Consider the following 26,090-nt stretch of genomic DNA (forward strand, 5'->3'; position numbering starts at 1 on the left):
TTTTCAGATGTTCCTTGAGGATCATGTCGCTCGGCAGGTAGACTTCCCCGTCGGCGATGAAGCGAACCGCCCGGCCGACGGATCGTATGTGCATCGTCTTCGGGATGAAGCCGCTCGCGCCCATCTTGACGGCGCGCTCCACCACCGCGGCGTTCGCCACGCCCGAGAACAGCGCGACGCTGCCCTCGTTGGCTTCGGACACCCGCGCCAGCCCCTTGAGTCCGTCCATGCCCGGGCCGTCGAAATCGACGAGCACCGCGTCGAAGCGCCCGTCGCGGCGGATCAGATCGACCGCGGCGTCCACGCTGGTCGCCGACGCGACGTCGAACCCTTCGTTGCCGGCGAGCGCGGCGGTCAGCATCTCGTTCAACAGCGCATGGTCGTCGACGATGAGAACACGGTACTGGGACACCGCGCCACCATCCATCTGCATCGCTTTGTGCATTTTTCGGGCTCCAAACAACTCAGCGTCAATTTATGACCCGATCAGGCACCTGCAAAGCCGAAAGCAGTTCATCTATCCTTTGCGCTCTTATTGGCCGATAGTTGACAGCAGCGGCGCATCTGCTCCCGCACCCAACACGCCGGTCACTCATGCCCGGCGTTGGCCCGCCTTGCGTCCGGTGGGGAGCAGGCACGAGCGACCGCCCACCACCCGCGGTGTCTGCCGCGGCAGGTCGCCCGAGAGGGCTGGCGGGCGGGCTGCCACCGACGACCCGCAAGCTCGCGCAGGGTGTCGCGGCAATGGTAGGCTGTGCCGGCTGAGCATGGGCTTCGTGACCGGTCCAGCGGGCCGTCAGCCGGCGCCCATGTGCCCGGTGATTGCGCAGGAGACATGTCACGCCCCCCCTGCCCCGCGACGGCCTCCGTGGCGGCGCGCTGCGGGCCCGCCCGTCAGCTCGCGAGTTCGTTTATGCCGCAGAACCGCGTATGGTAATACCGGAAATCCTCGGCCAGGGCGTTGCACGGCGTCAGGGTTTTCCGGCTTCTCTTCTCGCCTCGAACGATATGGAAATCCCCGCAGTCGATCCTGTCGCGTAGGAACTTGTACAGCGTCAAACGGCTGCACCGCGCCGTTTTCGTCATGTCGATATAATCGTTTATACCGTAGCGCCGATCACCCTGGAGAGAGACGATGATGCAAAGAAGCTCCCAAGTCTCGGCGCGCGCCGCATACGCCTTGAGGTAGTCCGTTTCCGCGAGAAAGCGGATCCTGTCGATCTCGTAATGGATCACACTATTCTCGACCAGCTTGCTCAATTCGACCAAAAGACCTTGCTCCAGCATTATAACGGAAAGCACCGGCGTCTCCGCGAGAGCCGTGCAATTTTCGTGAAGAGCGACCACATCGCTAAGCTATATATATTCCAGGACACCTTCCGGGATGGGCGTAGAAATCAATAGATGGGAATGGAAATCCTAGGATGGTTATGACAACAAACGATTTTCGTCCGCGCTCGGAATGGCTTGGCCAGGCTCGGCACCCCCGAAGGTGGCGCAGCAACCGGCGAGTGCCCGCGTCCTCACCGCCCGTGTCGCTCGTTCACCGGCCCGCGATAACGGTCGCCGCGTGCGCTTCGTCGCAGGCGCGTCAGCGTTTCCGCCGCCATGACCCCGCCGGAGACACGCCGGTCGTGCCCCCCGTCCAGCCCGAGCGCACCGGCGCACCACGCGACGGCCTCGCAGGTCGGACGTAACCGCATCGCCTGCGGTTGCGTCGTCGATGGCGTGAATGGCCCGCCCCCGCTCCCGTCCAATGCGCGCGCTTCAGGGCGCCTGATATCGGTGACCACATCCGCCGAAACGTCCCGGCACAGTTCGCCCCGGCGCGACGGGGATCGGTGGCGCGGTGCGCGACCGGCACCGGGCGGCTTTTCGCGCAGTCCGATTTTTTTTCCCCTTTCGACAGTTCGACCAACGATTTAGAGTGTGCAGCCTGCGCCGCCGTGCCCGATCCTGCGCGGGGCCCGTCCCGGCGATGCGCCGGCCTCGCGGGGAGGCCGATGTCGCGCCGGGAGCGCCGCAGCCGCAGGATGCAGGAGGGTCCGTCATCACCGTTCGCATGCCCTTCGCGCTGGCGCGCTACGCGGCCGCCCTGGCGCCGGTCGCCGCGATGCTCACGGTCGGGGCGCTCATCGACCGTCAGCAGGCGATGGAGCGGGGCGCCGACGCCGTCCGGCGGGCGGCGCGGCTCGCTGCGTCGAGCGTGGACCTGCGCCTCGCGGACCTGACCAGCGTCACCCGCTTCTGCGCGACCTCGCCCGCCCTGACCCGGTCGGTCGATATGGCGGCGCTCACGGCGACCTGCGGGCGCTACGCGGCGCAGCTCGGGGCGTGGGTGGTCGTCGTCGAGACGGGCGAGACCCACCGGCAGATCCTCAACACCCGCGCGGACGCTCCGGCGACGCTGCCGGCCTATCCGCGCGACGCGGAGTATCCCGAGCTCCTGCGGCTGGAGGCGGAGACCCGCGCGCGCGGCGAGCCGCAGATCGCGGATGTTTTCATGGGCCCGGTGCTGGACGGCGCCGTCGTTTCGGCGGGGCAGTTCGTGCGGCTCGTCGACGGACGCCGGGCGGTGGTCTATGTCTCCATGGCGGCGCGCGATCTCTCGGCCCAGCTGGACGAACTCGCCGGCGACGAGGGGCTGATCCTCGCGGTGCTCGACACGTCGCGCCGGATCGTGGCGCTGAGCGCGGAGAGCCAATCCTACATGTTCGTCGAGGTGCCGGGATGGCTCGACGACGCCCTCGGCACGGGCGCGGGCGCGGGCGCCGACCTCGAAAGGCCGGGCCCGCCGGAGATCGGCGGCCTGTGGGACGTCGGGCACATGCCGCTGCGCAACGACGGCTGGACCGCGCTCGCCGTGCGCGCCTCCGCCGGCATGGCGCCGTCCTGGGGGCTCGTGTCGATCCCGTCGGGCCTCGCCGTCGTGGGGGTCCTGATCTCGGGCCTCCTCGTCTGGCTCGCCGCCGCGCGGGACCGGGCCGCGACGCGCATGGCGGCGGCGGAGGCCGCGCGGCGCGAGGCCGAGGAGAGCGACCGGCAGAAGTCGCGCCTGCTGGCCTCCGTCGCGCATGACATCCGGGCCCCGCTCGTGAGCCTGATCGGCGCCCTCGACCAGGAGGCGCCCTCGGCGGCGGCCCCGGAGAAGATCGCCGCCGCGCGCGGATCGGCGGAGGCGCTCCTGCAACTGGTCGACGACATTCTGGAACTGTCGTTCCTCGGCGCCGGCGAGTTCACGCTCACCCCCACCCCCAGCGATGTGCGGGAGGTGGCGGAGGCCGTTCTGGTGCCCGCCCGGGCGGCGGCGGAGGCGAAGGGGCTCGACCTGCGCCTCGAGGCGGCGCCGGGGCTGCCCGAAGCGGTGCGCGTCGATCGCGTCCGGCTTCAGCAGGTTCTGGCCAACCTGATCTCGAACGCGATCAAGTACAGCGACCACGGGCGGGTCACGCTGCGGATCACGCAGGAGCGCGCGCGGGGCGACGAGGTCACGCTGCGCTTCGCCGTGGAGGACACGGGCGTCGGCCTCGCCCCCGAGGACATACCGAAGACCCTGCGGGAGTTCGGGCGCCTCGACCGCGACCCGGGGCAGGGCGGCGACGGAACGGGGCTCGGGCTGGCCATCGTGCAGCGCATCCTCGCCGCGATGGGCGCACGGCTCTCGGTCGAGAGCACGCCGGGCGAAGGCTCGACCTTCGCCTTCCGCCTGACGGTCCCGCGGCTCGAGGCGCAGCACATGCCGGACGCGCTCCGCCCGTTCGAGGGCGTCACGATTCTCTATGCCGAGGACGAGCCGGTCATCCGCGACGTCACGACCCGGCGCCTGCAGGACGCCGGCGCGACGGTCGTCGTCGCCAAGGACGGCGTCGAGGCGCTCGCCCGACTCGCGGAGCGGACACCCGATCTGCTGCTTCTGGATCTCCAGATGCCGGAGCTCGACGGGGTCGAGGTGCTGCGGCGGGCGCAGCGCATGACGCAGGCCCGCGCCATCGTCCGTTTCGTGCTGACCTCGCACATCGCCGGGCCGCAGGCGGCGGATGCGCGCGCGGCCGGGGCCGACCTGATCTTCACGAAGCCGGTGCAGGTCCGCGCGATGGCGGCCGCCTTCGACATGCTGCGCGACGCTGCCCCGCGCCCGGCGCCCGCGCCGGAGGTGCAGGCCGCGCCCCCACCCGCGCCGGCGGACGCGCCGGTGCTGGACACGCTCACCTTCCGCGACGTCGTGGGGGATGCAGAGGCGGGCGCCGCGCTACTGGACGAACTGAGCCGGAGCCTGCGCGCGGATATCGCTGCGATCGGGGCCGCGCTCGACGATGGCGACCTGCCCGCGGCGGCGGCGCGCGCGCATCGGGCCTGCGGCGTCTGTCAGGTCACGGGCGCGGTGAAGCTGGCCGGGGCGCTCGGACGTGCCGAACGCGAGGCGCGCGCGGGCGAGCCCACGGCGCTGCGCGCGACGCTCGCCGGGCTTCCGGATCTGCTGGACGCGACGCTCCTGCACATGCGCGGTACGCTGCGGGACGCCGACGGCCGTGGAGAACCGACGGCCTCGTGACTTTTGGACAATGGCGCGATTCGAATCGAAGCGCCCGGCCCTGCCGCCACGTCGCCTGCGTCAGGCGGCGTCGGGCGCCTCGGCCTCGGCGAGGCGCGCGCGCCAGGCCGCGTTGTTGCGCAGGCCGGCGAACAGGGCGAGGTCGAGGTCCTCTCCGGCCGGTGTCCCGCCCAGCGTGGCATCGCAGATCGCCAGCCGCGTGCGCCCGAAGTCCTGCGCGCCCGCGTTCGGCGCGACGAGCACGACGGCCACCTGCGGGTAGAGCGTGCGAAGGCCGCGCAGCGTCTCGTACGCCGCGCCGATGCCGCCCATCGCCTCGAGATCGAGGATCAGGAGGGTCCGCGACAGCATATCCGGCTGGCGCGCGAGCTCGGCCAGCACCTGCGTGGTCGACGTGACGGTTTCGACCGCGCCGAACCGCTCCGCCAGTTCCTCTCGCGCGATGCGAAGAGCGTCCACTGACGGCGCCAGGACGAGAGCGCGCATGTCCCCGGTCGCCGCGGGCCGTGCCGCGGCATCCTCCGTGTCGAGCGTGACGATCCTGTTCATGGCGGTGCTCCACTTCGTGCCCGCGTTCAACGCGGACCTGTGCTCCCGAGTTCACACTCTGACGTAGAAAGGCGCGCAACTCACCTGTGCATAAGTCGCTTCGGCGCGCGTTCGGGGCGGGGTGTATCCTTCGATAGCCGCCACCCCCGAGAGACACGGCCGTCGGGCGCCCGCGTCAGTCGATCGGCAGAAGAACCTCGACGCTCGCGCCCTGCCCGGGCTGCGTGCTCACGCAGACCGCCCCGCCGTGGCCCCGCGCGACCTCGGCGACGACGAACATGCCGAGCCCCGTCCCCGCCGACCCCTTGCCGGACACGTATGGGGTGAACATCGTCCGCTGGAGCGCGGGCGCGATGCCCGGCCCGTTGTCGCGGACGGCGATCCGCGCGTAGCGCCGCGCCGGGTCCAGCGCGCCGACCTGGGGCGGCCCGGCCCCCGCACCCGGCACGGTGTCGAGGGTGAGCACGATCCGCCCCTTGGCGGGATCGACGGCATCGCTGGCGTTTAGCAGCAGATTGAGCGCCACCTGCACGATATCCACCTGCGCGGCGCGAAGGGTGACCGCGGTCTCCGGCAGGTCCAGACGGTGCGTGATCCCCGGCGGCAGCGTCGCGGCGACGAGCTCGATCGCCTTCGCGAGCGGCGCGCGCAGGTCGATCGGCTCCTCGCTCTCGGTCCCCGCCTTGCCGAAGTCCAGCCGCGCGTCGAGGAGCCCGACCGCCTCCTGCACGGTTGCGGTGATGGCGCCCGCGGCGTCGGCCGGGTCGTCCTCGACCCCGGCCTCGATCGCGCTCACGCGCTGCTGGATCAGCCCGAGGAGGTTCTTCAGGTCGTGCGCCGCGCCCGCGGTGAGGGCGTGCACCACCTCGGTCCGCTGCGCGACGCGGAGCCGCTCGCGCAGGCGCGCGCGCTCGGCCTCCGCGCGCAGGCGGTCGGCGATGTCCCACGTGGCGCAGATGATGCCGCCGCCCGACGCAAGGGTGAGCGAGACCTCCTGCAGGACGGGCGTGCCGTCGTCTAGGCGCCGGCCGCGGGCCTCCCCGGTCGAGGACCCGTGGCGCATCAGCACCGGGAAGACCTCGGCCTCGATGCTGGCGACGACCTCGGGCGCGTAGAGGTCGGACCAGTGCAGCCGCGTGACGTCGGCCGCCTCGGCGATGCCGAACATGCGCCGATGGGCCGCGTTCATGAAGGTGTAGCGCCCCTGCGCATCGGTGATCGCGATGCCGTCGCGAGTCTCGCGCAGGGCGATCGCCTTCGCGTCGCGCCGCGTCGCACCCTCGATGATCTCGTCCGGCGCGACCGCCATGCCGCCGATCCGCGTCGGCATTCCGTCATGATCCCGCGCCGTGACCTGCCCGCAAAGCGTAACCGCGACATCCCCGCCAGAGACGTGGCGCAGGTTCAGCGTCACCGCGACCGTCGCGACCCGGCCCGAGAAGAGGCGTGCGCGCGCCCGCTCCGCCGCCGCGAGATCCTCCGCATGGATGAGACCGCGCCAGACCTCCGGCGCGAGGGAGACCGCCTGTGCGTCCCGGCCGAGCAGCTCCATGAAGCGCCCCGAGAGATGCGCCACGTCGGCGCGGTCGATTTCCCAAGTGGCGAAGCCGCTCCGCGCGGGGCGAGCGAGATCGTCGGAGCCGCCCCGGGCGGCGAGATCGGTGTCGGACATGGTGCGCGACTCGTCGATAAGCGGTCATTTGGCACTTCGGTCGGGCACGGCGACCCTTCCGCCACGTTCCGACTTTTTGCGAGCTTAGTCGCGCGATCGATGCGGCACCATACGAAAGGCGTATGTCGTTCGTTTTTCCAGGTTCTATTTTATTTCACGTTTAACTTTCGCTATCTTTTGCCGTCTTTCGCGTGCCGCCCGCCTCCCCATCCCCGACGCCGGCAGCCGCGATCTCCGCCAGGTCGGCCTGCACGAGCGCCTGCACCCGCGGGAGCGCCGCGTCGTGCCCGGCCTCCAGTTCGCGCTGCGCGTGCCGGAAAAGCGCACCGAGCCGCCCGAGGCCGATCATCGCGGCCGCGCCGGCGGCGCGGTGGACGATATCGACCCGCGCCTCCCGCTCGAGGGCCGTGTCGCCCAGCGCGGCGCAGGCGCGCTCCGCCTCCGCGAGCGCCGCCGCGATCATCTTCGCGGCGACGTCGGGGCCCAGCAGCGCGTCGAGTTCGGCGCGGTCGAGCGTGTTCGTCACCCCGTCGAGCTCCGCATCGAGGGCGTCCGGGGCCGCCAAGGGCGCGCCGCTGGTGACCTCCTCGAGCGCCGCGGCGAGGGCCGCGCCGTCCAGCGGCTTCGACAGCATCGCGTCGACGGCCGCGTCGGCCAGCGCGTCCGGCGGGAGCAGGTCCGCGACAGCAGAGACGCAGAGGATCACCGCCGCGCCGGAGCGCTCCGAGGCGCGCATGCGCTGCGCGACCTCGACGCCGGTGAGACCGGGCATCCGGTAATCGAGCACGGCGAGCGCATAGGACCGCCGGTCGGCCATCTCCGCGGCCGTCGCGCCGTCGGCCGCCGTGTCGACGGTGAAGCCCAGCTGCTCCACCATGCGGCGCATCAGCGCCACGTTCACCGGGGCATCGTCGGCCACGAGCGCGGCACCGCCCGCCGGCAGGGCGCGTGCCGGGCGGGCGGAGGGCGCCGCCGGGGACGCGGGGCGCGCGCCCGGGTCGGCGTCGGCCTCGGCCTCGACCAGCGGCAGCGTCGCGCGAAAGCGCGCGCCGCCGTCGGGCGGACGCTCGGCCGTCACCGTCCCGCCGAGCGCGGCCACGATCGCGCGCGCCACCACGAGGCCGAGGCCGTCCTCGCCGTCGTACGGGACGCGCCGGTCGGCGTCGCCGAAGGGGGCGAAGACCTGCTCGTGCGCGACGCGCGCATTGGGCGGGCCGTCGTCGGCCACTTCGAGCGTGAGCACCGTGCGCCCGTCCGCCGCGCGCGCACCGTGATGCAGGGCCACCGTGACCGTGCCGCCCGGCGCGGCCGCGACCGCCTGCCCGACGAGCCCGGAGACGACGCGCGCGAGGGCCGACGCGCAGCCGCGATAGTGGCGCGGCGTGGCCTCTCCGGTGATCTCGAACCGCAGGTCGGTGCGCTGTGCGGCCGCCCGCGACGCCTGCGCGGCGATGGCGTCGCGCGCGATGCCGCTCGGCGCGATGACCGGCGCGTCGCCGGGCGCGTCGGACAGCCGGGTGAAGAGGAGCGCGTCCTCCACCATGGCGCGCAGCCGCGCGCCCGACCCGCGCGCCATGGCGAACAGATGGTCGCGATCCGCCGCGGTCGCCGCCTCGGGCAGCAGGTCCAGCGCGGCGAGCAGCGCGTGCAGCGGGGTCCGCATCTCATGACTGACCGCGGCGACGGCCTGTTCCCGGGCCGGGGGATCGCCCCCGCCGGGCTGGTGCCGGGCCGGCGGCACCGGCTCGCCCTCGACCTCCGCGTCTCCGGCGCGCAGGAACACGGCGAGCAGGCGTTCGCCGCCCGCGCCCTCGATCGGCGTCACCGTCAGGGCCACGCGCCGCCGCCCGGTGGCGCCGTCGCGCATACGGCTGCGCACGGCACCCGCGCCGATCATCGGTGCGATGCGATCCTCGAGAAGGTCGTCCAGCGCGACGGCGCCGCGCGGCGCCCCCTCGCCGTGCGCCGCGACCGGGCGCAGCGCCGGCGCGAGCGCCGCCGCCGCCGGGTTCGCCCGCAGGACCCGGCCCTGCGAATCGGTCACCACGATCCCGTCCGGGGCCGCGTCGACCAGTTGCGCGAGCGCCTCTTCGGATCGACGCGTCCGCCCGCTTCGGCGGGGCACACCCCACCGGGTCGCCGCGGCCAGCAGGCCACCGAGGCCCACGACGCCGGCCAAGACGAGCGGGGCGGCCATCGACGCCGCGACGACGGCCGTCGCCGGCGCGCGGGACCGAGACGGCACGGCCCGCGGCGCAGCGATCGCGGCCCGGGATGCGTCATGCAGGACCGCGCGCCCGTCGCGCACGGGGGCTGAGGCCAGCGCCGCTCCGCCGGCGACGGCGAGAGCCAGCGCGCAGACCAGCGGCGCCGCCCTCCTGTTGCGGCCGGAAGCCCCTGTTTTCCAAGGCATCACGGGCTCACTCTGCCTGAACGATGATGCGCACGGGCGGGCGACTGCCTGCCCCATCCGGGCGGAACGCGACGCAGCGACCTTCGGCCGGACCGGGGGCGGGCCACGGCGGACCGCTGCCGTCGTCGAGCGGCCGCCCCCGACAAGGGGCGTCCGCCCCCGCCGTCACGGGATGTGCGGCCGGCGCGGGGTCTGGCCCCTCTGCACCACGGAGGACCGGGTCATCGCCCGTCCGACCGCCGGAAATCGAGAAAGGAGCGGGCCGGGCCCATGCCGGCGCAGGCGCGAAAATCACCCGGTTCACCGAAAAAAATGTTTGTTGCATGGCTCAATTTCATTGTCGAAAATGGAGGATGCAGATCACGGAACTTCGGACGCCTTGAAGAATTATCTTTAGATAAATTCACTACCAAAGAGTGCTTTCGCTGCAGAAAACCGCGTGCCAGAGATCGTATGCGTTCGTACGGTCCAACCGGCGCAGATCGCAGCGACGACACGGAGCAGACGAGGGCGTCGGCATGGCCGCTTCCACCCCCAAGACACGAGACAGAACTGCGGCCACGGACGCGGAGGCGGCGGGCCGTATCCTGATCGCCGACGACCACCGGATGATCACCGAGGCCGTCGCCCGCCTTCTGGAGCGCACCGGCGGATTCGAGACCACCGTCGTCGGATCGCTGCCCGAGGCGATCCAGACGCTGACCGAGGACACGGGCTACGACCTGCTGCTGCTGGACGTGCGCATGCCCGGGATGAGCGGCCTCGACAGCGTGGAGCGCGTGCTCGCGCGTGCGGGCGACACGAAGGTCGTGCTGTTTTCCGGCGAGGCGGACCGCCGCTTCGTCGCCGGGGCCGTGGAGCTCGGCGTACGGGGCCTCATCCCCAAGACGATGCCGCTCAAGGCGCTGACCAGCGCGCTGCACCTCGTGCTCTCGGGGGAGGTCTTCATGCCCGTCGAGGGCGCCGCGACGGCCGGGTCGATCGACGCCGGCGAGGCCGGGCTGACGCAACTCGAGACGACGATCCTGCGGCTCGCCTCCGACGGGCACACCAATAAGGAGATCGCGCTTCACGTCAATCTCGGCGAAGTCGCCGTGAAGATGCACATGCGCGCGATCTGCCGGAAGCTCGACGCGCGGAACCGCACGCATGCCGCCATGATGGCGCGGAGCCTCGGCATCATCTGACGCACCGCCTCACGCGGCGAGCGCCGCGCGGATCGCGTCGAGCCCGTCGGTCAGCGCCGCGGGGCCCGGTTGCAGGATCAGGGGCGACTTGATCTCGTGGATGCGCCCCGCGGCCACCGCCGGCACCGCGTCGAAGCCGGGACGCGCGGCGATCTTTTCCGGGCGGACCTTCTTGCCGCACCAGGAGGCGAGGATCACCTCCGGCGCGGCGGCGATCACCCGCTCCGGCGTCACGATCCGGTCGCGCGCCGCGCCTTCGGCGGCGAGCTCCGGCAGCGCTTCCTGCCCGCCGGCGATCCCGATCAGCTCCGAGACCCACTTGAGGCCGGAGATCATCGGCTCGTCCCATTCCTCGAAATAGACGACCGGGCGTGGGCGTTCGCGCGCCTCGGCCGCCACCGCCTCCAGCCGGCGCTCGTAGTCGGACGCGAGCCGCTCGGCGCGGGCGCCCTCCCCCACCGTCGCGCCGAGATGGCGGATCATGGCGAGGATGCCGGCCACGTCGCGCTGGTTGTAGCCCATCACCGTGACGCCGGCGCGCAGAAGCTCGGCGGCGATCTCGGCCTGAAGGTCGGAGAAGGTGAGCACCAGATCCGGCTCGAGCGCGAGAATCTTCGGGATATCCGCCGAGGTGAAGGCCGAGACGCGCGGCTTCTCGCGGCGCACGCGCTTCGGCCGGACGGCGTAGCCCGAGACGCCCACGATCCGGTCCTCCGCGCCGAGGAGGTAGAGCGTCTCGACCGTCTCCTCGGTCAGGCAGACGATGCGGTCTGGCGGGAAACGTCGCATCGCCCGCTCACCCGGTCGTGCGCCGCGCCCGCGCGCCGCCGCGGCGGCGGCGCGGCGGCAGGGCGAGCGGCAGGGGCCGCGGCGGCATCCGGGTGGAGGCCACCAGCAGATCGCAGAACACCGCCACCGCGGGCGAGCGCCGTGCGCGCGGCGCGGCGCGGGTGTAGGCCTGCATCGCCTCGCGGCGGTAGTCGCCGTCGCCGGGCAGCGCGCCGAGCCATTGCATGTAGCCGAGCCGGGCCAAATCCGCCGCCCGGTCCGGCGGCAGGGGGCCCACGTCGAGTTGCGAGATCGTCCGGTCCAGAAGCATCGCGCCCTCCGCGCACATGGGGGCGGATGCACCGAAGTCGGGGAGGCCGCCGGCGGGTGTGCCGTCCATCCCGGTCTCTCCGCTCCGGGGCACCCCGCCCGGGTCGAGATCACCGCGGCGCATCGCGCCGGAGATGGCAGGTCTCCTGGCTCGCGGGTCGTCGCTCCGCCGGGCCTTCCCGGGCCTCGGGCCCAGTGGCGTGGTCCGGCCTCGCTCACCGCTCACAGTTGCGGGGGCAGCCGCGGAATTGCCCGGGGGCGCACCGCGTTCCCTTTTCAGCCGACCCGCGCGGGCCGGGCACCATCGCGCGAAGGGTGGCACAGGGGACGCCCCCTGTCCACGCCGAAAGCCTCAGAAGTCGAGGTTCGCCACGTTGAGCGCGTTGTCCTGGATGAACTCGCGCCGCGGCTCGACGACATCGCCCATGAGCTTGGTGAAGAGATCGTCCGCCTCGGCCATGTCCTCGACCCGCACCTGCAGGAGCGTGCGCGCCTCCGGGTCGAGCGTCGTCTCCCAGAGCTGGTCGGGGTTCATCTCTCCGAGCCCCTTGTAGCGCTGGAGCGAGAGCCCGCGCTCGCCCTCCTCGAGGATCGCCTGCAACAGCCCGAGGGGGCCGTAGATGTCCGACTGCCGGTCCTTGCGCACGAGGCGCGCGGGACGGCGGTAGATCTCCTGCAGGGGCGCGGTCATGCCGCCGAGCTTGCGCGCCTCGCCCGAGCGCAGCGCCTGCCCGTCGATCACGCGCACCTCCTCGACCCCGCGGACCACGCGCGAGAGGCGCAGGCCCTTGTCCTGCGTCGGCCGGCCCTGCCAGCCGCGCTCGTATTCCTCGGCGATCAGGTCCAGCCGCTCGGCCACGCGGTTCGCCACGCCCTGAAGGTCGGCGTCGGCCTGCCCCTCCTCGAAGGCGCCGGCGATGGCGGCCTGTTCGAGGATGTGGCGCGGGTAGTGCGTCGGGAAGGCGTCGAGGATGCGGCGCACGTGCCGCGCCTCCTGCACGACGCGCTGAAGATCGGGGCCCGCGATCTCCTCCCCGCTTTCGAGGCGCAGGGTCGCGCCCTCGGTCCCCTGGTCGATCAGGAAGTCTGTCAGCGCCGCCTCGTCCTTGAGATAAACCTCGGACTTGCCGCGCCCGACCTTGTAGAGCGGCGGCTGCGCGATGAAGAGATGCCCGTGCTCGATGAGCTCCGGCATCTGGCGATAGAAGAAGGTCAGCAGCAGCGTCCGGATGTGCGCGCCGTCCACGTCGGCGTCCGTCATGATGACGATCTTGTTGTAGCGCAGCTTCGACAGGTCGAACTCGTCGCGCCCGATCCCGGTGCCGAGCGCCATCACGAGGTTGCCGATCTCCTGGCTCGAGAGCATCCGGTCGAAGCGCGCGCGCTCCACGTTCAGGATCTTGCCTCGGAGCGGCAGCACCGCCTGCGTGCGCCGGTCGCGGCCGGTCTGCGCGCTGCCCCCGGCGCTGTCGCCCTCGACGAGGAAGAGCTCGGTCTTTTCGGGGTCCTTCTCGGAGCAGTCCTTGAGCTTCCCGGCGAGGTAGTTGACGTCCATCGCCGACTTGCGCCGGGTGAGTTCGCGCGCCTTGCGCGCCGCCTCGCGCGCGAGCGCAGCCTCGACGATCTTGCCGACGATCGCCTTGGCCTCGGTCGGGTTCTCCTCGAACCAGAGGGCGAGGCGCTCGTTCATCAGGCTCTCGACCGCCGGGCGCACCTCGGAGCTCACCAGCTTGTCCTTGGTCTGGCTCGAGAACTTCGGGTCCGGCACCTTCACCGAGAGGACGCAGGTCAGCCCCTCGCGCGCGTCGTCGCCCGAGAAGCTCACCTTCTCGCGCTTGGCGATGCCGCTGTCGGCGGCGTAGCGCGTCAGCGTCCGGGTGAGCGCGCCGCGGAACCCGGCGAGGTGCGTGCCCCCGTCGCGCTGCGGGATGTTGTTGGTGAAGGGCAGCACCGTCTCGTGGTAGCTGTCGTTCCACCACATCGCGATCTCGACGCCGATACCGTCGCGCTCGCCCTCGATGTGGACGGGCTCCGACATCAGCGGCTGCTTGTGGCGGTCGAGATACTTCACGAACTCGCGCACGCCGCCCTCGTAGCAGAGCTCGCTCCGGAGCGGCTCGGCCGGGCGGTGATCCTCGAGGATGATGCGCACGCCGGAGTTCAGGAAGGCGAGTTCGCGCAGGCGCCGCTCGAGCGTCTCGAAGGAATAATCGAGGTTCGAGAAGGTATCGAGCGAGGCGAGGAAGCGCACCTCGGTGCCCTGCTTGCCCTCCGCGTCGCCGGTGACGCGCAGGTGCTCGACGGTCTCGCCGCGCTCGAAACGGGCGTAATGCGCCTTGCCGTCGCGCCAGATCCGGAGCTCCAGCCAGTCGGAGAGCGCGTTGACCACCGAGACGCCGACGCCGTGCAGGCCGCCCGAGACCTTGTAGGAGTTCTGGTCGAACTTCCCGCCCGCGTGCAGCTGGGTCATGATGACCTCCGCCGCGCTGACGCCCTCCTCGGCGTGGATCTCCACGGGAACGCCGCGCCCGTTGTCGGCCACCGAGACCGAGCTGTCGGCGTGGATCACGACATGAACGTAGTCCGCGTGGCCGGCGAGCGCCTCGTCGATGCCGTTGTCGACGACCTCGTAGACCATGTGATGCAGGCCCGAGCCGTCGTCGGTGTCGCCGATGTACATGCCCGGCCGCTTGCGGACGGCCTCCAGCCCCTTGAGAACCTTGATGGATTCGGCGCCGTAGTCGCTCGGCGCCGGATTGTCTGCGGCCATGCCCGGAAACCTCTCGATTGGTCCGGCGGTTATAGGCGCTCGCGCCGGGAATGTCACGCGCGCGCGGGCGCTCACCAGACGGGGATGGCGAGCCCCACGAGGATCAGCGCCGCCCCCGCGATCCGGTTCGTCCGCCGCAGCGCCGCGGGCGAGGTGAGCCGCCGCTTCGCCCGGTCCACGAGAAGCGCCACGGCGAGGTTGCAGACGAAGGGCACCGCCATGGAAATCCCGACGATCGCCGCGACGTCGGCCGCCGTGACCCGGGCGAGGTCGAAGAACCCCGGCAGCACGCCCATGTAGAAGAGGATCGCCTTGGGATTGCCGAGGATCGCGGCGAGCCCGGCGAAGAAGCCCGCCCAGAGCCCGGGCCGCGTCAGCCGGCTGTCGGCGCCCACCGCACGGTCGGCGTTGCGGATCACCGTGACGCCGAGCCAGACGAAGACCGCCGCGGCGACGAGGCGCAGCGCGGTCATCGCGCCCGCGTAGCTCGACACGACCCAGGCGAGGCCCATCACCGCGAGCAGCGACCAGAGCGCGTCGCCGATCACCACCCCCGCCGCCAGCGGCCAGGCCCCGCGCACCCCGCCCGCGAGGGTGCGCGCCGTCAGCGCCATCCAGACCGGCCCCGGCGTCAGGAAGAGCGCGAAGACGGCGGCGGCGTAGAGCCCGAGATCGGCAGGCGCGAGGGTCATGCCCCCTGATCGCGCGGGCTCAGGCCGGGTGCAAGCGGCTCTCGCCCCCCGCCTCCGTCACCTCGAGGCGCTGCGCGCGGTCGCCCAGCGCCTCGAAGAGCTCCGCGCCGGTGCCGGTCATCCACGCCTGCGATCCGAGCGCGCAGACCTCGTCGTAGAGCGCCGCGCGGCGGTCGGCGTCGAGATGCGCCGCCACCTCGTCCAGCAGGAGGATCGGCGCCGCGCCCATCTCCCCGGCCAGCGCTCGCGCGTTGGCGAGCACGAGCGAGATCAGGAGCGCCTTCTGCTCCCCGGTCGAGCAGGCCTCCGCCGGCATGTCCTTGGCCGCGTAGCGCGCGGCGAGATCGGCGCGGTGCGGCCCGGTGAGCGTGCGCCCCGCCGCGCGGTCGCGCCCGCGCCCGGCCTCCAGCGCCGGGCCGAGCGCATCGGCCGCCTCCGGCATCTCCTCGGGGTAGGCCACCTCCAGCGCCGCGGTGGGAAAGGCCGTCCCGGCCGCCCGCTGCGCCGCCGCCACGCGGTCGAGCGCCGCGCGCCGCCCGGCGGCGATCGCCGCGCCGCTTTCCGCCATCTGCGACTCGAGCGCGGCGAACCACGCCGGGTCGCGCACGTCGTCCTTCAACAGGCGGTTGCGCTCACGCATGGCCTTTTCGTAGGCAAGCGCGGCCTCGCCGTGCTCGGGAAAGAAGCTGAGCGCGATCCGGTCGAGAAACCGCCGCCGCCCCTCGGCGCCCTCGGTCCAGAGCCGGTCCATCGCCGGCGTCAGCCAGAGCACCCGCGCCAGCCGCCCGAGCGCGAGCTGCGGCGCCGCCTTGCCGTCGATGCGGAGCTCGCGCGCGCCGCCCGCCTCGCACCGCATCTCGACCTCGCGGGCCTGCCCGAAACTTTGCAGAACGCCGCTCACCTTCCAGCCGAGCGCCTCGGGCCTGCGCGCCATCTCCGGCGCCGCCGCGCGCCGCATCCCCCGCCCCGGCGAGAAGAGCGAGACCGCCTCCAGCAGGTTCGTCTTGCCCGCGCCGTTCGGCCCGAAGATCGCCACCGGCCGGGCGTCGGCCACGACCTCCGCGCGCCGGTGCGAGCGGAAATGCGAAAGCGCGAGCCGTGAGAGATGAAGGCCGGACACGCCCCGTCCCTGTCGCTGATCCAGATGGTCCCGCTGCCGGGGCCCCGCCCTTAGCACAGCCCACGCGGGAAGCCCATGAAGCGATCCAGCCCGCCGGCGCGGGGATGGACCGGCGGGGCCCGCGCAGGTTCACACCCGGGCGCCGCCGGCCGGAACGGGGGATGACTTGCGCCAGATCAAGGTCGCGCAATGACGCAGGGTGCACGACCACCCGGGACGCAGCTTCGACGAAGGTGAGATCATGCGCGCCCTGGCGCTCCTGTTCATGGTGATCGGTCTCGCGCCCGCGGCGGCGGAGACGGTCGAGGTCACGCCGCAGTCCGTGACCGAATGGAAACCCGTCTACGGACAGATCGCCACGCGCGACCGGGTGCCGGCGCGGGCGCGGATCGGCGGCACCGTCCGCGCGCTCGAGGTGACCGAGGGCGACCGGGTCGAGGCCGGCGCGCGCATCGCGATGATCGAGGACGACAAGCTCGCCTTCCGGCTCGACGCGCTCGACGCGCGGATCGAGGCGGCCGAGGCACGGCTCGAGACCGCGCAGACCGACCTCGAGCGCGGCGAGCGGCTGCTGGAGCGGGGCGTCATCACCACGCAGCGCCTCGACCAGCTGCGCACCGAGGTTCAGGTGCTGCGCGGGGAGATTTCCAGCCTCTCGTCCGAACGCCTCGTCGTCGAACAGCAGATCGAGGAGGGCGAGGTGCGCGCGCCCGAGACCGGCGTCGTGCTGCGCGTGCCGGTGGCGCGGGGCTCCGTCGTCACGCCCGGCGAAGCGCTCGCCGAGATCGGCGGGGGCGGCGCCTACCTGCGCCTCGCCATCCCCGAGCGCTTCTCCGGCGCGCTCGCCGAGGGCGACACCATCCGCATCGGACAGGACGGCACGGCCGGGACGGGCCGCCTCGTGAAGCTCTATCCCCTGATCGAGGGCGGGCGCGTGCAGGCAGACGTGGAGGTCGAGGGCCTCGACACGCGCTTCGTCGGCCGCCGGGTGCCCGTGCGCCTGCCGGTGGCCGAGCGCGACGCGCTTCTCGTGCCGGAGGCCGCGCTCTTCCGCTCCGGCGGGCTCGACTTCGTGACCGTGGAGACCGCGCAGGGCCGGCTGCGCCGCGCGGTGGTGCCGGGCGCGCGCGTCGCGCGCGACGACCGCACCTGGCGCGAGATCCTGACCGGGCTCTCGGCCGGCGACCGGGTGGTGGTGGACGACCATGAGTGAAGAGCCCTCGGACAAGACGCCGCTCGGCCTCGCCGGGCATCTGACGCGTGCCTTCATCACCTCGCCGCTGACGCCGCTCCTGCTGCTGGCGTCGCTCGCCGTGGGGCTGATCGCGCTCGCGGCGCTCCCGCGCGAGGAGGAGCCGCAGATCTCCGTCCCCCTCGTCGACATCCACGTCGAGGCGCACGGGCTCAGGGCCGAGGACGCGGTCAAGCTCGTCACCGAGCCGCTGGAGACCATCGTCAAGGGCATCAACGCGGTCGAGCACGTCTATTCCGACACGCGCGACGACCGGGTCATGGTGACCGCGCGCTTCGAGGTGGGCGTCTCGCAGGACACCGCGATCCTGCGCGTGCGCGACAAGATCCTCGCCAACATGGACCGCATCCCCGTGGGCATCCCCGAGCCGCTGGTCGTGGGGCGCGGGATCAACGACGTGCCCATCGTCGCGCTCACCTTCTCCGGCGCCTCCGGCGCGGGCGAGGTCGGCGCGGCCGAACTCACCCGCATCGCGCGCGAGGTGGAGGTGCGCCTCGCCCGGATCGAGAACGTCGGGCTCACCTACATGATCGGCGCGACCGACGAGGTACTGCGCGTGGCGCCGGACCCGGAGGGCCTCGCGCTCTACGGCGTCACGCTGCAACAGCTCGCCGCCAAGGTCGAGGGCGCGAACGCCGCCGCGCCCGCGGGCCGGCTGCGCGACGGGGGCGAGCAGATCCCGCTCACCATCGGCGAGACGCTGGCGACGCCGGCCGAGATCGGCAACCTCGAGCTCACCGCGCGCGACGGGCGCACCGTCTACGTGCGCGACGTGGCCGAGGTCTCCTTCGTCACCGACATGGACGAGCACCACGTCGCCACGCTGAGGCGCGGGGCCGACGGCGCCATCGTCCGCGAGCCGGCGGTGACCCTCGCCCTCGCCAAGCGCGCGGGCGCCAACGCGGTCACCGTCGCCGAGGAGATCCTGCACCGGGTCGAGGCGATGGAGGGCCACCTGATCCCCGACAGCGTCGAGGTGGAGGTCACCCGCGACTACGGCGAGACGGCGAGCGAGAAGGCCAACGAGCTTCTCTTCCATCTCTTCCTCGCCACGATCTCCATCGTCGCGCTGGTCTGGCTCGCCATCGGCTGGCGCGAGGCGATCGTCGTGGCGATCGTGATTCCGGTCACCATCCTGCTCACGCTCTTCGCGGCGTGGATCATGGGCTACACGCTCAACCGCGTCTCGCTCTTCGCGCTGATCTTCTCCATCGGCATCCTCGTGGACGACGCCATCGTGGTGATCGAGAACATCGCGCGCCACTGGACCGAGAAGCGCGAGAGCCGCAGCCGCCTCGGCGCCGCGGTGGCGGCGGTGGCGGAGGTGGGCAACCCGACCATCGTGGCGACGCTGACGGTGGTGGTCGCCCTCCTGCCGATGCTCTTCGTCTCGGGGCTGATGGGCCCCTACATGAGCCCGATCCCCGCCAACGCCTCGGCCGCGATGATCTTCTCGTTCTTCGTGGCGGTCATCATCACGCCGTGGCTCATGCTGAAGATCGCCGGGCGCGCGCCCCTCCACCACGGCGAGGCGGGCGGCGCGGGCCATCCCGGCGGGCGCCTCGGCCGGCTCTATGCGCGCATCGCTCGGCCGGTGATCGCGCGGAAGGGGCGCGCGGCGCTCTTCCTCGTCGTGGTGGCGGCGCTCTCCTTCGGCTCGCTCGGGCTTCTCTACACGCAGGACGTGACGGTGAAGCTCCTGCCCTTCGACAACAAGTCGGAGCTCTCCATCGTCGTGGACCTGCCCGAGGGATCGAGCGTGGAGGCGACCGACGCCGTGCTGCAGCGCGCGGCGCGGTTGGCGATGGAGCTGCCGGAGGTGATCTCGGCGCAGACCCACGCAGGCACCGCCGCGCCCTTCAACTTCAACGGGCTGGTGCGGCACTACTACCTGCGCCAGAGGCCCGAGCAGGGCGACGTGCAGGTCAACCTCGAGGCCAAGCACCACCGCGACCGGGTGAGCCACGCCATCGCGCTCGACCTGCGCGCGCGGCTCTCCGCGCTCGACGTGCCCGAGGGCACGGTGCTCAAGGTGGTCGAGCCGCCGCCGGGCCCGCCGGTGATCGCGACGCTTCTCGCAGAGATCTACGGCCCCGACCCCGAGACGCGGCGCGCCGTGGCCGAGAAGGTCCGCGCCGCCTTCGAGGCGACGCCCTTCATCGTGGACGTGGACGACAGCTACGGCGAGCGCGCGCGCCGCCTGCGCGCCGAGCTTCAGGCCACCGACATGGATTTCTACCGTGTGCAGGAGCGCGACGCGCTCGAGACGCTGCGCCTTTTGAACGGGGAGACCACCGTCGGCTACTCACACCGCGGGGAGGGGCGGCGCCCGATCCCCATCGTCATGGCGCGCCCCCGCGCGGAGCGCGTGATGGACGCCGAGACGCTCTCGACCCCGGTCCCGGCGAACGCCCTGCCCGGCGGGCGCGGCGTCGTGGAGCTCGGCGACGTGGTGGCGATCGGGGAGGAGCGCACCTCCTACCCGATCTTCCGGCGCAACGGCTACGACGCGATCATGGTCACCGCCGAGCTCGCCGGGGACTTCGAGGCGCCGCTCTACGGCATGCTCGAGGTGGCCGACCGGCTCGAGGCGATGGACTGGCCCGAGGGGCACGCCCCGCGCATCCGCCTCAACGGCCAGCCGGAGACCACCGAGACGCCCGTGCTGCTCTGGGACGGCGAGTGGGAGGTGACCTGGGTCACCTTCCGCGACATGGGCGCGGCCTTCGCGGTGGCGCTTCTGGGAATCTACATCCTCGTCGTCGCGCAGTTCGGCAGCTTCCGCCTGCCCCTGGTGATCCTGACGCCGGTGCCGCTGACGTTCCTCGGGATCATGGGCGGGCACTGGCTCTTCGGCGCGCCCTTCTCGGCGCCCTCGATGATCGGCTTCATCGCGCTCGCCGGGATCATCGTGCGCAACTCGATCCTGCTCGCCGACTTCATCCGCCACGCCGACCCGGAGGGCCGTGTGACGACCGAGATCCTGATCGAGGCCGGGGCGACGCGCTTCAAGCCGATCCTGCTGACGGCCGTCGCCGCGATGATCGGGGCGAGCGTGATCCTCTTCGACCCGATCTTCCAGGGCCTCGCGCTGTCGCTCCTCTTCGGGCTGGTCTCGTCGACGGCCTTCACCGTTCTGGTGATCCCGGCGATCTACCGCCTCGCCAAGACCTGAGGCACGGCGGACGCGGGGCGGCGGGGCCGCCGCGCGCCGCATGCCCCGCCCGCCGGGAAGAACGAGACCGCCTCCGGACGGGTCGTCCCGCCCGCGCCGGTCGGCCCCAAGATCACCACCGTCCGCGACGACCTCCGCACGCCGGTGCGAGCGGACGCGCGAAAGCGCGAGCCGTGCGGGATGAAGGCCGGCCCCGCCCCCGTCCTTCTTCTTGGTCCAAATATCCCCGCCGGAGGCGACGCCGCGCGCGCGGCGTCCCCGATGCGCGTCACACGCGCATCGGCATCACCACGTAGATCGCGGAAGTGTCGTCGCCCTCGCGCATGAGCGTCGGGTCGCCCGAGGTGTTGAAGAGAAAGACCGCGTTCTCGCGGTCCACCTGCCCCGCGATCTCCTGCAGGTATTTCGCGTTGAAGCCGATCTCGAGGCGCTCGTCCTGATAGGCGACGGGGAGCTCGTCCTCCGCCGCGCCGGCGTCGGGCGCGTTGACCGAGAGGATCAGCCGGTCGTCCTCCATCGTCATCTTCACCGCGCGCGAGCGTTCGGAACTCACGGTGGCGACCCGGTCCACCGCCCGGGCGAAGTCGGTGGCGTCCACCTCGAGCCGGCGGGTGTTGTTCTGCGGGATGACGCGGGCGTAATCGGGGAAGGTGCCGTCGATCACCTTCGACGTCAGCGTGATGTCGGGCGTGGCGAAGCGCACCTTGGTCTCGCTCACCGAGACGGCGATCTCCGTGTCGTCGTCGTCGAGGAGCTTGCGCAGCTCTCCCACGGTCTTGCGCGGCACGATCACGCCCGGCATCTCCTCCGCCCCCGCGGGCAGCGGCGCGTCGATCCGGGCGAGGCGGTGGCCGTCCGTCGCCACGCAGCGCAGCGCGGGGCCCTCCTCGCCCTCGGCGACATGCATGTAGACGCCGTTCAGGTAATAGCGCGTCTCCTCGGTGGAGATGGCGAAGCGCGACTTGTCGAAGAGGCGCCGCAGCACCGGCGCGGGCGCGGCGAAGTTGGCGGTGTACTCCGAGGAGGCCATCACCGGGAAATCCTCCTTCGGCAGCGTGGCCAGCGTGAAATGCGACCGCCCCGCCGAGACCGAGAGGCGCCCCGTCGCCGCGTCGTCGGCCAGCGTGACCAGCGCGCCGTCGGGCAGCTTGCGCACGATCTCGTGGAAGGTGACGGCGCTGACGGTGGTGCCGCCGGCGCGCTCGACGGTGGCCGGCGCGCGGTCCACCACCTCGATGTCGAGATCGGTGGCGCGGAAGCGCACGGCGTCGCCCTCCGCCTCGATCAGCACGTTGGCGAGGATCGGGATGGTGTTGCGCCGTTCCACGACCGATTGCGCCTGCGCCACGGCCCTGAGCAGCGCGCCGCGCTCGATGCTGATCTTCATGCCCCTGTCCCTCCGTTCCGGCCGGAAGCCCACCCTACCGGCTCGGCCCCGCCGCACAACAGTTTCGCCGAGTTGTCTGCCGGATGGAGGCAGCGGTCAAGGCCGCCCCCGGGCGATGACGCCCGTCAGGGCGGAAGAGCGCGGGGTCTCAGCCCTCGAGCGCGCGGCGCAGGATCTCCAGGTCCTCGGCGATCTGGCTGTCGGCGGCGCGCAACTCCTCGATGCGCTTGACCCCGTGCATCACGGTGGTGTGGTCCCGCCCGCCGAAGCTCCGCCCGATCTCGGGCAGCGAACGCGCGGTGAGCTGCTTGGCGAGATACATCGCCACCTGCCGCGGCCGGGCGAGGCTGCGCACCCGCTTCGGCCCGATCAGGTCCGACAGGCGGATGTTGTAGTGCTCGCTCACCTTGCGCTGGATCTCCTCGACGGTGACCTTGCGCTCCGAGGCGCGCAGGATGTCGGCGAGGCAGTCCTGCGCGAGGTCCATGTCGATCGTCCGGCCCACGAGCGAGGCGAAGGCGAAGAGCCGCGTCAGCGCCCCCTCGAGCACGCGGACGTTGGTCGAGATGCGCAGCGCGAGAAACTCCAGCACGCCCGGCTCCAGCCGCAGGTCCGGGTAGAGCGCGCGGTGCTGCTCCACCTTGGACTGCAGGATGCCGAGGCGCAGCTCGTAGTCGGTCGGGTGCAGGTCGACGACGAGGCCGCACTGCAACCGGCTCTTGATGCGGTCCTCGAGGTGCTTGATCTCGCCCGGCGAGCGGTCGCCGGAGATGATGATCTGCTTCTGCCCGTCCACGAGCGCGTTGAAGGTGTGGAAGAACTCCTCCTGCGTGCTGTCCTTGCCGGCGATGAACTGCACGTCGTCCACCATCAGCACGTCGACCGAGCGGAAGAGCTCCTTGAAGTCGATCATCTTCTTTTCGCGCAGCGCCTGGATGAAGCGGTACATGAACTGCTCGGCCGACAGATAGAGCACGTTGAGCTCCGGCCGCGTCTCGCGCAGCTCCCAGGCGATGGCGTGCATCAGGTGCGTCTTGCCGAGGCCGACGCCCCCGTAGAGGAAGAGGGGGTTGAAGGTCACCGTGCCCCCCTCGGCGACGCGGCGCGCCGCGGCGTGTGCGAGTTCGTTCGGCTTGCCGACCACGAAGGTGTCGAAGCGGAAGCGCGCGTCGAGCGGCGCGCCGTGCAGCGCCTCGTCGCGCGGGGCGGCGGCGGCCGCGGGCTCGGCCTCCGGCGCAGGGGCGTCGGGCGCGGGCGCGCCAGAGGCGGCGGGGGCCTGCCGCGGCGCGCCGCCGCTCGGCACGGTGAAGCGGACGCGCCGCACGTCCGAATCGGCGGCCGCGATCTGATGCAGGAGGAGATCGCCGAAGTTGTCCGAGACGTAGGTGCCCATGAAGTTGGTGGGCACGTGGAAGGTCGCCACCCCGTCGGACACGCCCGCGAAGGAGAGCGGCTTGATCCAGTTCAGGTAGTTGTTCTTGCCGACGGTGCGTTCCAGCGTCGCCTGAAGCTGACCCCACTCTTCCTGCGTCATCACGGTCCGACTGTGCCCCATCTCTCGACTCCCTCGCTGCCGCCGGCGCCCTACCGGCCGCTGTCGCGCGCCTGTCAGCCAGAGGGGGCGCCGGGTCGGCACCGGCCGCGGACACGGATACCGGGCGGGCGGCGCCGGAACAGCGGCCCGTGGATTCCGTGTCGCGCACGCGGCGGTGCACCGTCGGGCTGGCTCGACGAGAGCGCAAAGCTCCGAACCGCAAACCGCGGCTTACCCTGAACGGGTGGACGATCCGGTCCGTCCCCTTGGACCGTTCCCGTCCGACCTGTCCCCCCAGGCGATGTGACTCGCAGGGCTGAAGTTACCAATCGGGCGCGCGCGCCGGCAACTGAACTTGTCGCTTGACTCGTCGCGCCCGGCTAAAGAATCCGCGCCGCCGCAGCGCGCCCCCTCCGAAAGAAAAGGGCGCCCCGCACCGGGACGCCCTGTCGTTTCAAGGCCTTGGCGTGTGCCGTTCGCCGGCTCAGCCCAGCGCCTTCACCCGCTTGGCGAGGCGCGATATCTTTCGCGCCGCCGTGTTCTTGTGCATCACGCCCTTCGTCACGCCGCGCATGATCTCGGGCTGCGCGGCGCGCAGCGCCGCGGCTGCCGCGGCCTGATCACCCGAGGCGATGGCCTCCTCGACCTTGCGCAGGAAGGTGCGGATGCGCGAGCGGCGCGCGCGGTTGACGTCGTAGCGTTTCTGGTTCTGGCGGGCGCGCTTGCGCGCCTGGGGCGTGTTCGCCATGGGGTCGGATCCTCCGGGCTCGTCATGATCTCGTTCCGGCACGCGACGCCCTGCGCCGCCCCGTCCGGGGCGGACCGACTCCTGCCTGAGCGGGCACCACGCGCATGTCTCCGGCGCGCTTAGCGCAGCGCGCCGGAAAAGGAAAGCCCCCGCGGGATCAGCGGTCGCGGAACTGCGCCTCGCGCTTCTCGAGGAAGGCCGACATGCCCTCCGCCTGATCCTCGGTCGAGAAGAGCGCGTGGAAGAGCCGGCGCTCGAATCGCATCCCCTCGGCGAGGGAGGTCTCCTCGGCGCGGTTCACCGCCTCCTTGACCGCCATCGTCGTCAGCATCGACTTCTCGGCGATCTTCTGCGCGGCGGCCTGCGCCTCCTCCATCAGGTTCTTGGCCGGCACCACGCGGCTGACGAGGCCCGCGCGCTCGGCTTCCTCGGCGGGCATGAAGCGGCCCGTCAGGTGCATGTCCATGCTCTTGGCCTTGCCCACCATGCGGGTCAGGCGCTGCGTGCCGCCGATCCCGGCGATGACGCCGAGGTTGATCTCGGGCTGGCCGAACTTGGCCGAGTCGGCGGCGATGATGAAGTCGCACATCATGGCGAGCTCGCAGCCCCCGCCGAGCGCGTAGCCCGACACCGCGGCGATCACCGGCTTGCGGACGCGGGCGATCGCCTCATGCTCGGTGCCGAAGAAATCGGAGAGATACATCTCCACGAAGCTCTTCTGCGACATCTCCTTGATGTCGGCGCCCGCGGCGAAGGCCTTGGACGAGCCGGTGAGCACGATGCAGCGCACCTTGTCGTTGGTGTCCGCCTCCCTGAGCGCGCGCGCCAGCTCGCCCAGAAGCTGCGAGTTGAGCGCGTTCATCGCGTCGGGCCGGTTCAGCTTGATGGTGGCGACGTGGTCTTCGGTCTCGACGACGATCGTCTCGTAGGCCATGGAGCTGGCTCCGCTGGTGTCGGTCAAGAGCCCTTGCTAGCACTCTCGCGCAGCGGTTCAAGCTAAGTCTGGCAGGCCGGACAGTAGAAACTCGACCGCCCGGACTGCACGATCCGGCGCACGGTGCCGCCGCAGCCCTCCCGCCGGCAGGGCGCGCCTTCGCGGCCGTAGACGTCGAAGGTGTGCTGGAAATAGCCCAGTTCGCCGTCCGCCTGCCGGTAGTCGCGCAGCGACGAGCCGCCCGCCGCGATCGCGTCCGTGAGCACGGCGCGGATCGCCGGCACCAGCGCCGCCAGACGCCGCGCCGCGACGCGATGCGCGCGGCGCACGGGCGAGAGGCCGGCGCGGTAAAGCGCCTCGCAGACGTAGATGTTGCCCAGCCCGGCCACGACGCCCTGATCGAGGAGCGCGGCCTTCATCGGCGTGCGCCGTCCCTTGAGCCGCGCCACGAGATAGTCCTCCGAGAAGCCGTTGCCGAGCGGCTCGGGCCCCAACCCGGCGAGGAGCTTGTGGCCCTCGACCTCCGGCGTCGGGATCAGGTCCATCGCCCCGAAGCGGCGCGGGTCGTTGAAGGTGATCCGCGCGCCGCCCTCCATCTCGAGGACGACGTGATCGTGCGCCGAGGCGGCGGGGTGGTCCTGCACGAAGTCCCCGAGCATTCGCCCCGAGACCAGTATCCGCCCCGACATGCCGAGATGCACGAGCCATGTCTCGCCCGTGTCCAGATCGGCCAGCAGGTATTTCGACCGCCGCCCGAGGTGCAGCACCCGCGCGCCGGCGAGCCGCGCGCCCATGCCCTCGGGCAGCGGCCAGCGCAGGTCCGGCCGGCGCACCTCGGCCGTCAGGATGCGGCGCCCCTCCATCACGGGGGCGAGGCCCCGGCGGACCGTCTCGACCTCGGGCAATTCGGGCATGCGGGCTCCTTCGTCGCGGCCGCGCGGCACGGGGGCGCATTGCAGGCCCCCGCGGGCGCTTTATAAAAAGGCCGAACCACAGGCACGGCAAGG

General features: G+C 71.9%; 19 protein-coding genes and 1 riboswitch. Of the genes, 4 read left to right on the forward strand and 15 right to left on the reverse strand.

Annotation, left to right across the window (positions count from 1 at the left end; all coding sequences use genetic code 11):
* Both DRV84_RS05810 and DRV84_RS05815 read right to left on the reverse strand, forming a co-directional pair.
* A partial coding sequence (locus tag DRV84_RS05810; RefSeq protein ID WP_147298836.1) for a response regulator occupies positions 1 to 445 on the reverse strand: 445 nt, incomplete at its 3' end.
* Between the two features lie 449 nt (positions 446 to 894).
* Positions 895 to 1,347, reverse strand: a complete 453-nt coding sequence (locus tag DRV84_RS05815; protein WP_158547754.1) for a hypothetical protein — start codon at positions 1,345 to 1,347, stop codon at positions 895 to 897.
* A 715-nt stretch (positions 1,348 to 2,062) separates the two neighbouring features.
* On the opposite strand from DRV84_RS05815, the gene DRV84_RS05820 reads away from it, so the two are divergent.
* A complete protein-coding gene (locus DRV84_RS05820) occupies positions 2,063 to 4,552 on the forward strand; it encodes a hybrid sensor histidine kinase/response regulator (RefSeq protein ID WP_158547755.1) in 2,490 nt (829 codons plus the stop codon).
* A gap of 60 nt (positions 4,553 to 4,612) precedes the next feature.
* Here DRV84_RS05820 and DRV84_RS05825 read toward each other — a convergent pair whose 3' ends face one another.
* The 3 genes from DRV84_RS05825 to DRV84_RS05835 form a co-directional block, all read right to left on the reverse strand.
* A complete protein-coding gene (locus tag DRV84_RS05825; RefSeq protein ID WP_115978945.1) occupies positions 4,613 to 5,101 on the reverse strand; it encodes a hypothetical protein in 489 nt (162 codons plus the stop codon).
* 175 nt (positions 5,102 to 5,276) lie between these two features.
* Positions 5,277 to 6,773 (reverse strand): ATP-binding protein, encoded by a 1,497-nt coding sequence (locus tag DRV84_RS05830; RefSeq protein WP_115978946.1) that lies wholly within the window; start codon positions 6,771 to 6,773, stop codon positions 5,277 to 5,279.
* Between the two features lie 160 nt (positions 6,774 to 6,933).
* The gene (locus DRV84_RS05835; protein ID WP_158547756.1) at positions 6,934 to 8,970 is read right to left on the reverse strand and encodes a hybrid sensor histidine kinase/response regulator; all 2,037 of its coding nucleotides are present in this window, start codon (positions 8,968 to 8,970) and stop codon (positions 6,934 to 6,936) included.
* Between the two features lie 734 nt (positions 8,971 to 9,704).
* Between DRV84_RS05835 and DRV84_RS05840 the strand changes: the two genes are divergently transcribed.
* Positions 9,705 to 10,373: a response regulator transcription factor gene (locus tag DRV84_RS05840; RefSeq protein WP_115978948.1), complete on the forward strand. Its 669-nt coding sequence runs from the start codon at positions 9,705 to 9,707 to the stop codon at positions 10,371 to 10,373.
* A 9-nt stretch (positions 10,374 to 10,382) separates the two neighbouring features.
* On the opposite strand, the gene DRV84_RS05845 is transcribed toward DRV84_RS05840, so the two are convergent.
* The 5 genes from DRV84_RS05845 to recF all read right to left on the reverse strand — a co-directional run bounded on the left by DRV84_RS05845 (position 10,383) and on the right by recF (position 16,053).
* Complete coding sequence (locus DRV84_RS05845) at positions 10,383 to 11,162, reverse strand: cobalamin-binding protein (protein WP_115978949.1); 780 nt, start codon at positions 11,160 to 11,162, stop codon at positions 10,383 to 10,385.
* 7 nt (positions 11,163 to 11,169) lie between these two features.
* Positions 11,170 to 11,541, reverse strand: coding sequence for a hypothetical protein (locus DRV84_RS05850; RefSeq protein ID WP_115978950.1), 372 nt, complete (start codon positions 11,539 to 11,541; stop codon positions 11,170 to 11,172).
* A gap of 49 nt (positions 11,542 to 11,590) precedes the next feature.
* Positions 11,591 to 11,792: riboswitch (cobalamin riboswitch) on the reverse strand.
* A gap of 31 nt (positions 11,793 to 11,823) precedes the next feature.
* Complete coding sequence (gene gyrB / locus DRV84_RS05855; protein WP_115978951.1) at positions 11,824 to 14,241, reverse strand: DNA topoisomerase (ATP-hydrolyzing) subunit B; 2,418 nt, start codon at positions 14,239 to 14,241, stop codon at positions 11,824 to 11,826.
* 71 nt (positions 14,242 to 14,312) lie between these two features.
* Complete coding sequence (locus DRV84_RS05860) at positions 14,313 to 14,933, reverse strand: LysE family translocator (RefSeq protein WP_115978952.1); 621 nt, start codon at positions 14,931 to 14,933, stop codon at positions 14,313 to 14,315.
* A 19-nt stretch (positions 14,934 to 14,952) separates the two neighbouring features.
* Entirely contained in the window at positions 14,953 to 16,053 is a 1,101-nt protein-coding gene (gene recF / locus DRV84_RS05865) for a DNA replication/repair protein RecF (protein ID WP_115978953.1), read from the reverse strand.
* A gap of 199 nt (positions 16,054 to 16,252) precedes the next feature.
* Here recF and DRV84_RS05870 point away from each other — a divergent pair, with 199 nt between their 5' ends.
* Positions 16,253 to 17,266 carry an efflux RND transporter periplasmic adaptor subunit gene (locus DRV84_RS05870; RefSeq protein ID WP_239994995.1) on the forward strand — a complete coding sequence of 338 codons (1,014 nt, stop codon included), beginning with the start codon at positions 16,253 to 16,255 and terminating at the stop codon, positions 17,264 to 17,266.
* Entirely contained in the window at positions 17,259 to 20,480 is a 3,222-nt protein-coding gene (locus tag DRV84_RS05875; protein WP_115978954.1) for an efflux RND transporter permease subunit, read from the forward strand. Before DRV84_RS05870 ends, DRV84_RS05875 begins: the two co-directional genes overlap by 8 nt.
* 268 nt (positions 20,481 to 20,748) lie before the next feature.
* Here the strand turns inward: DRV84_RS05875 and dnaN are convergent, their stop codons facing one another.
* The 5 genes from dnaN to mutM form a co-directional block, all read right to left on the reverse strand.
* Entirely contained in the window at positions 20,749 to 21,867 is a 1,119-nt protein-coding gene (gene dnaN, locus DRV84_RS05880; protein ID WP_115978955.1) for a DNA polymerase III subunit beta, read from the reverse strand.
* Between the two features lie 148 nt (positions 21,868 to 22,015).
* Positions 22,016 to 23,401 carry a chromosomal replication initiator protein DnaA gene (dnaA, locus tag DRV84_RS05885; RefSeq protein WP_239995006.1) on the reverse strand — a complete coding sequence of 462 codons (1,386 nt, stop codon included), beginning with the start codon at positions 23,399 to 23,401 and terminating at the stop codon, positions 22,016 to 22,018.
* Positions 23,402 to 23,885: 484 nt separating this feature from the next.
* Positions 23,886 to 24,149 carry a 30S ribosomal protein S20 gene (rpsT, locus tag DRV84_RS05890; RefSeq protein ID WP_115978957.1) on the reverse strand — a complete coding sequence of 88 codons (264 nt, stop codon included), beginning with the start codon at positions 24,147 to 24,149 and terminating at the stop codon, positions 23,886 to 23,888.
* A 157-nt stretch (positions 24,150 to 24,306) separates the two neighbouring features.
* Complete coding sequence (locus DRV84_RS05895) at positions 24,307 to 25,083, reverse strand: enoyl-CoA hydratase (protein ID WP_115978958.1); 777 nt, start codon at positions 25,081 to 25,083, stop codon at positions 24,307 to 24,309.
* A gap of 62 nt (positions 25,084 to 25,145) precedes the next feature.
* Positions 25,146 to 25,997, reverse strand: a complete 852-nt coding sequence (gene mutM, locus DRV84_RS05900; protein ID WP_115978959.1) for a bifunctional DNA-formamidopyrimidine glycosylase/DNA-(apurinic or apyrimidinic site) lyase — start codon at positions 25,995 to 25,997, stop codon at positions 25,146 to 25,148.
* Positions 25,998 to 26,090: the final 93 nt, after the last annotated feature.

The organism is Rhodosalinus sediminis (assembly GCF_003385555.1).
GTDB classification, from domain to species: Bacteria; Pseudomonadota; Alphaproteobacteria; order Rhodobacterales; family Rhodobacteraceae; genus Rhodosalinus; species Rhodosalinus sediminis.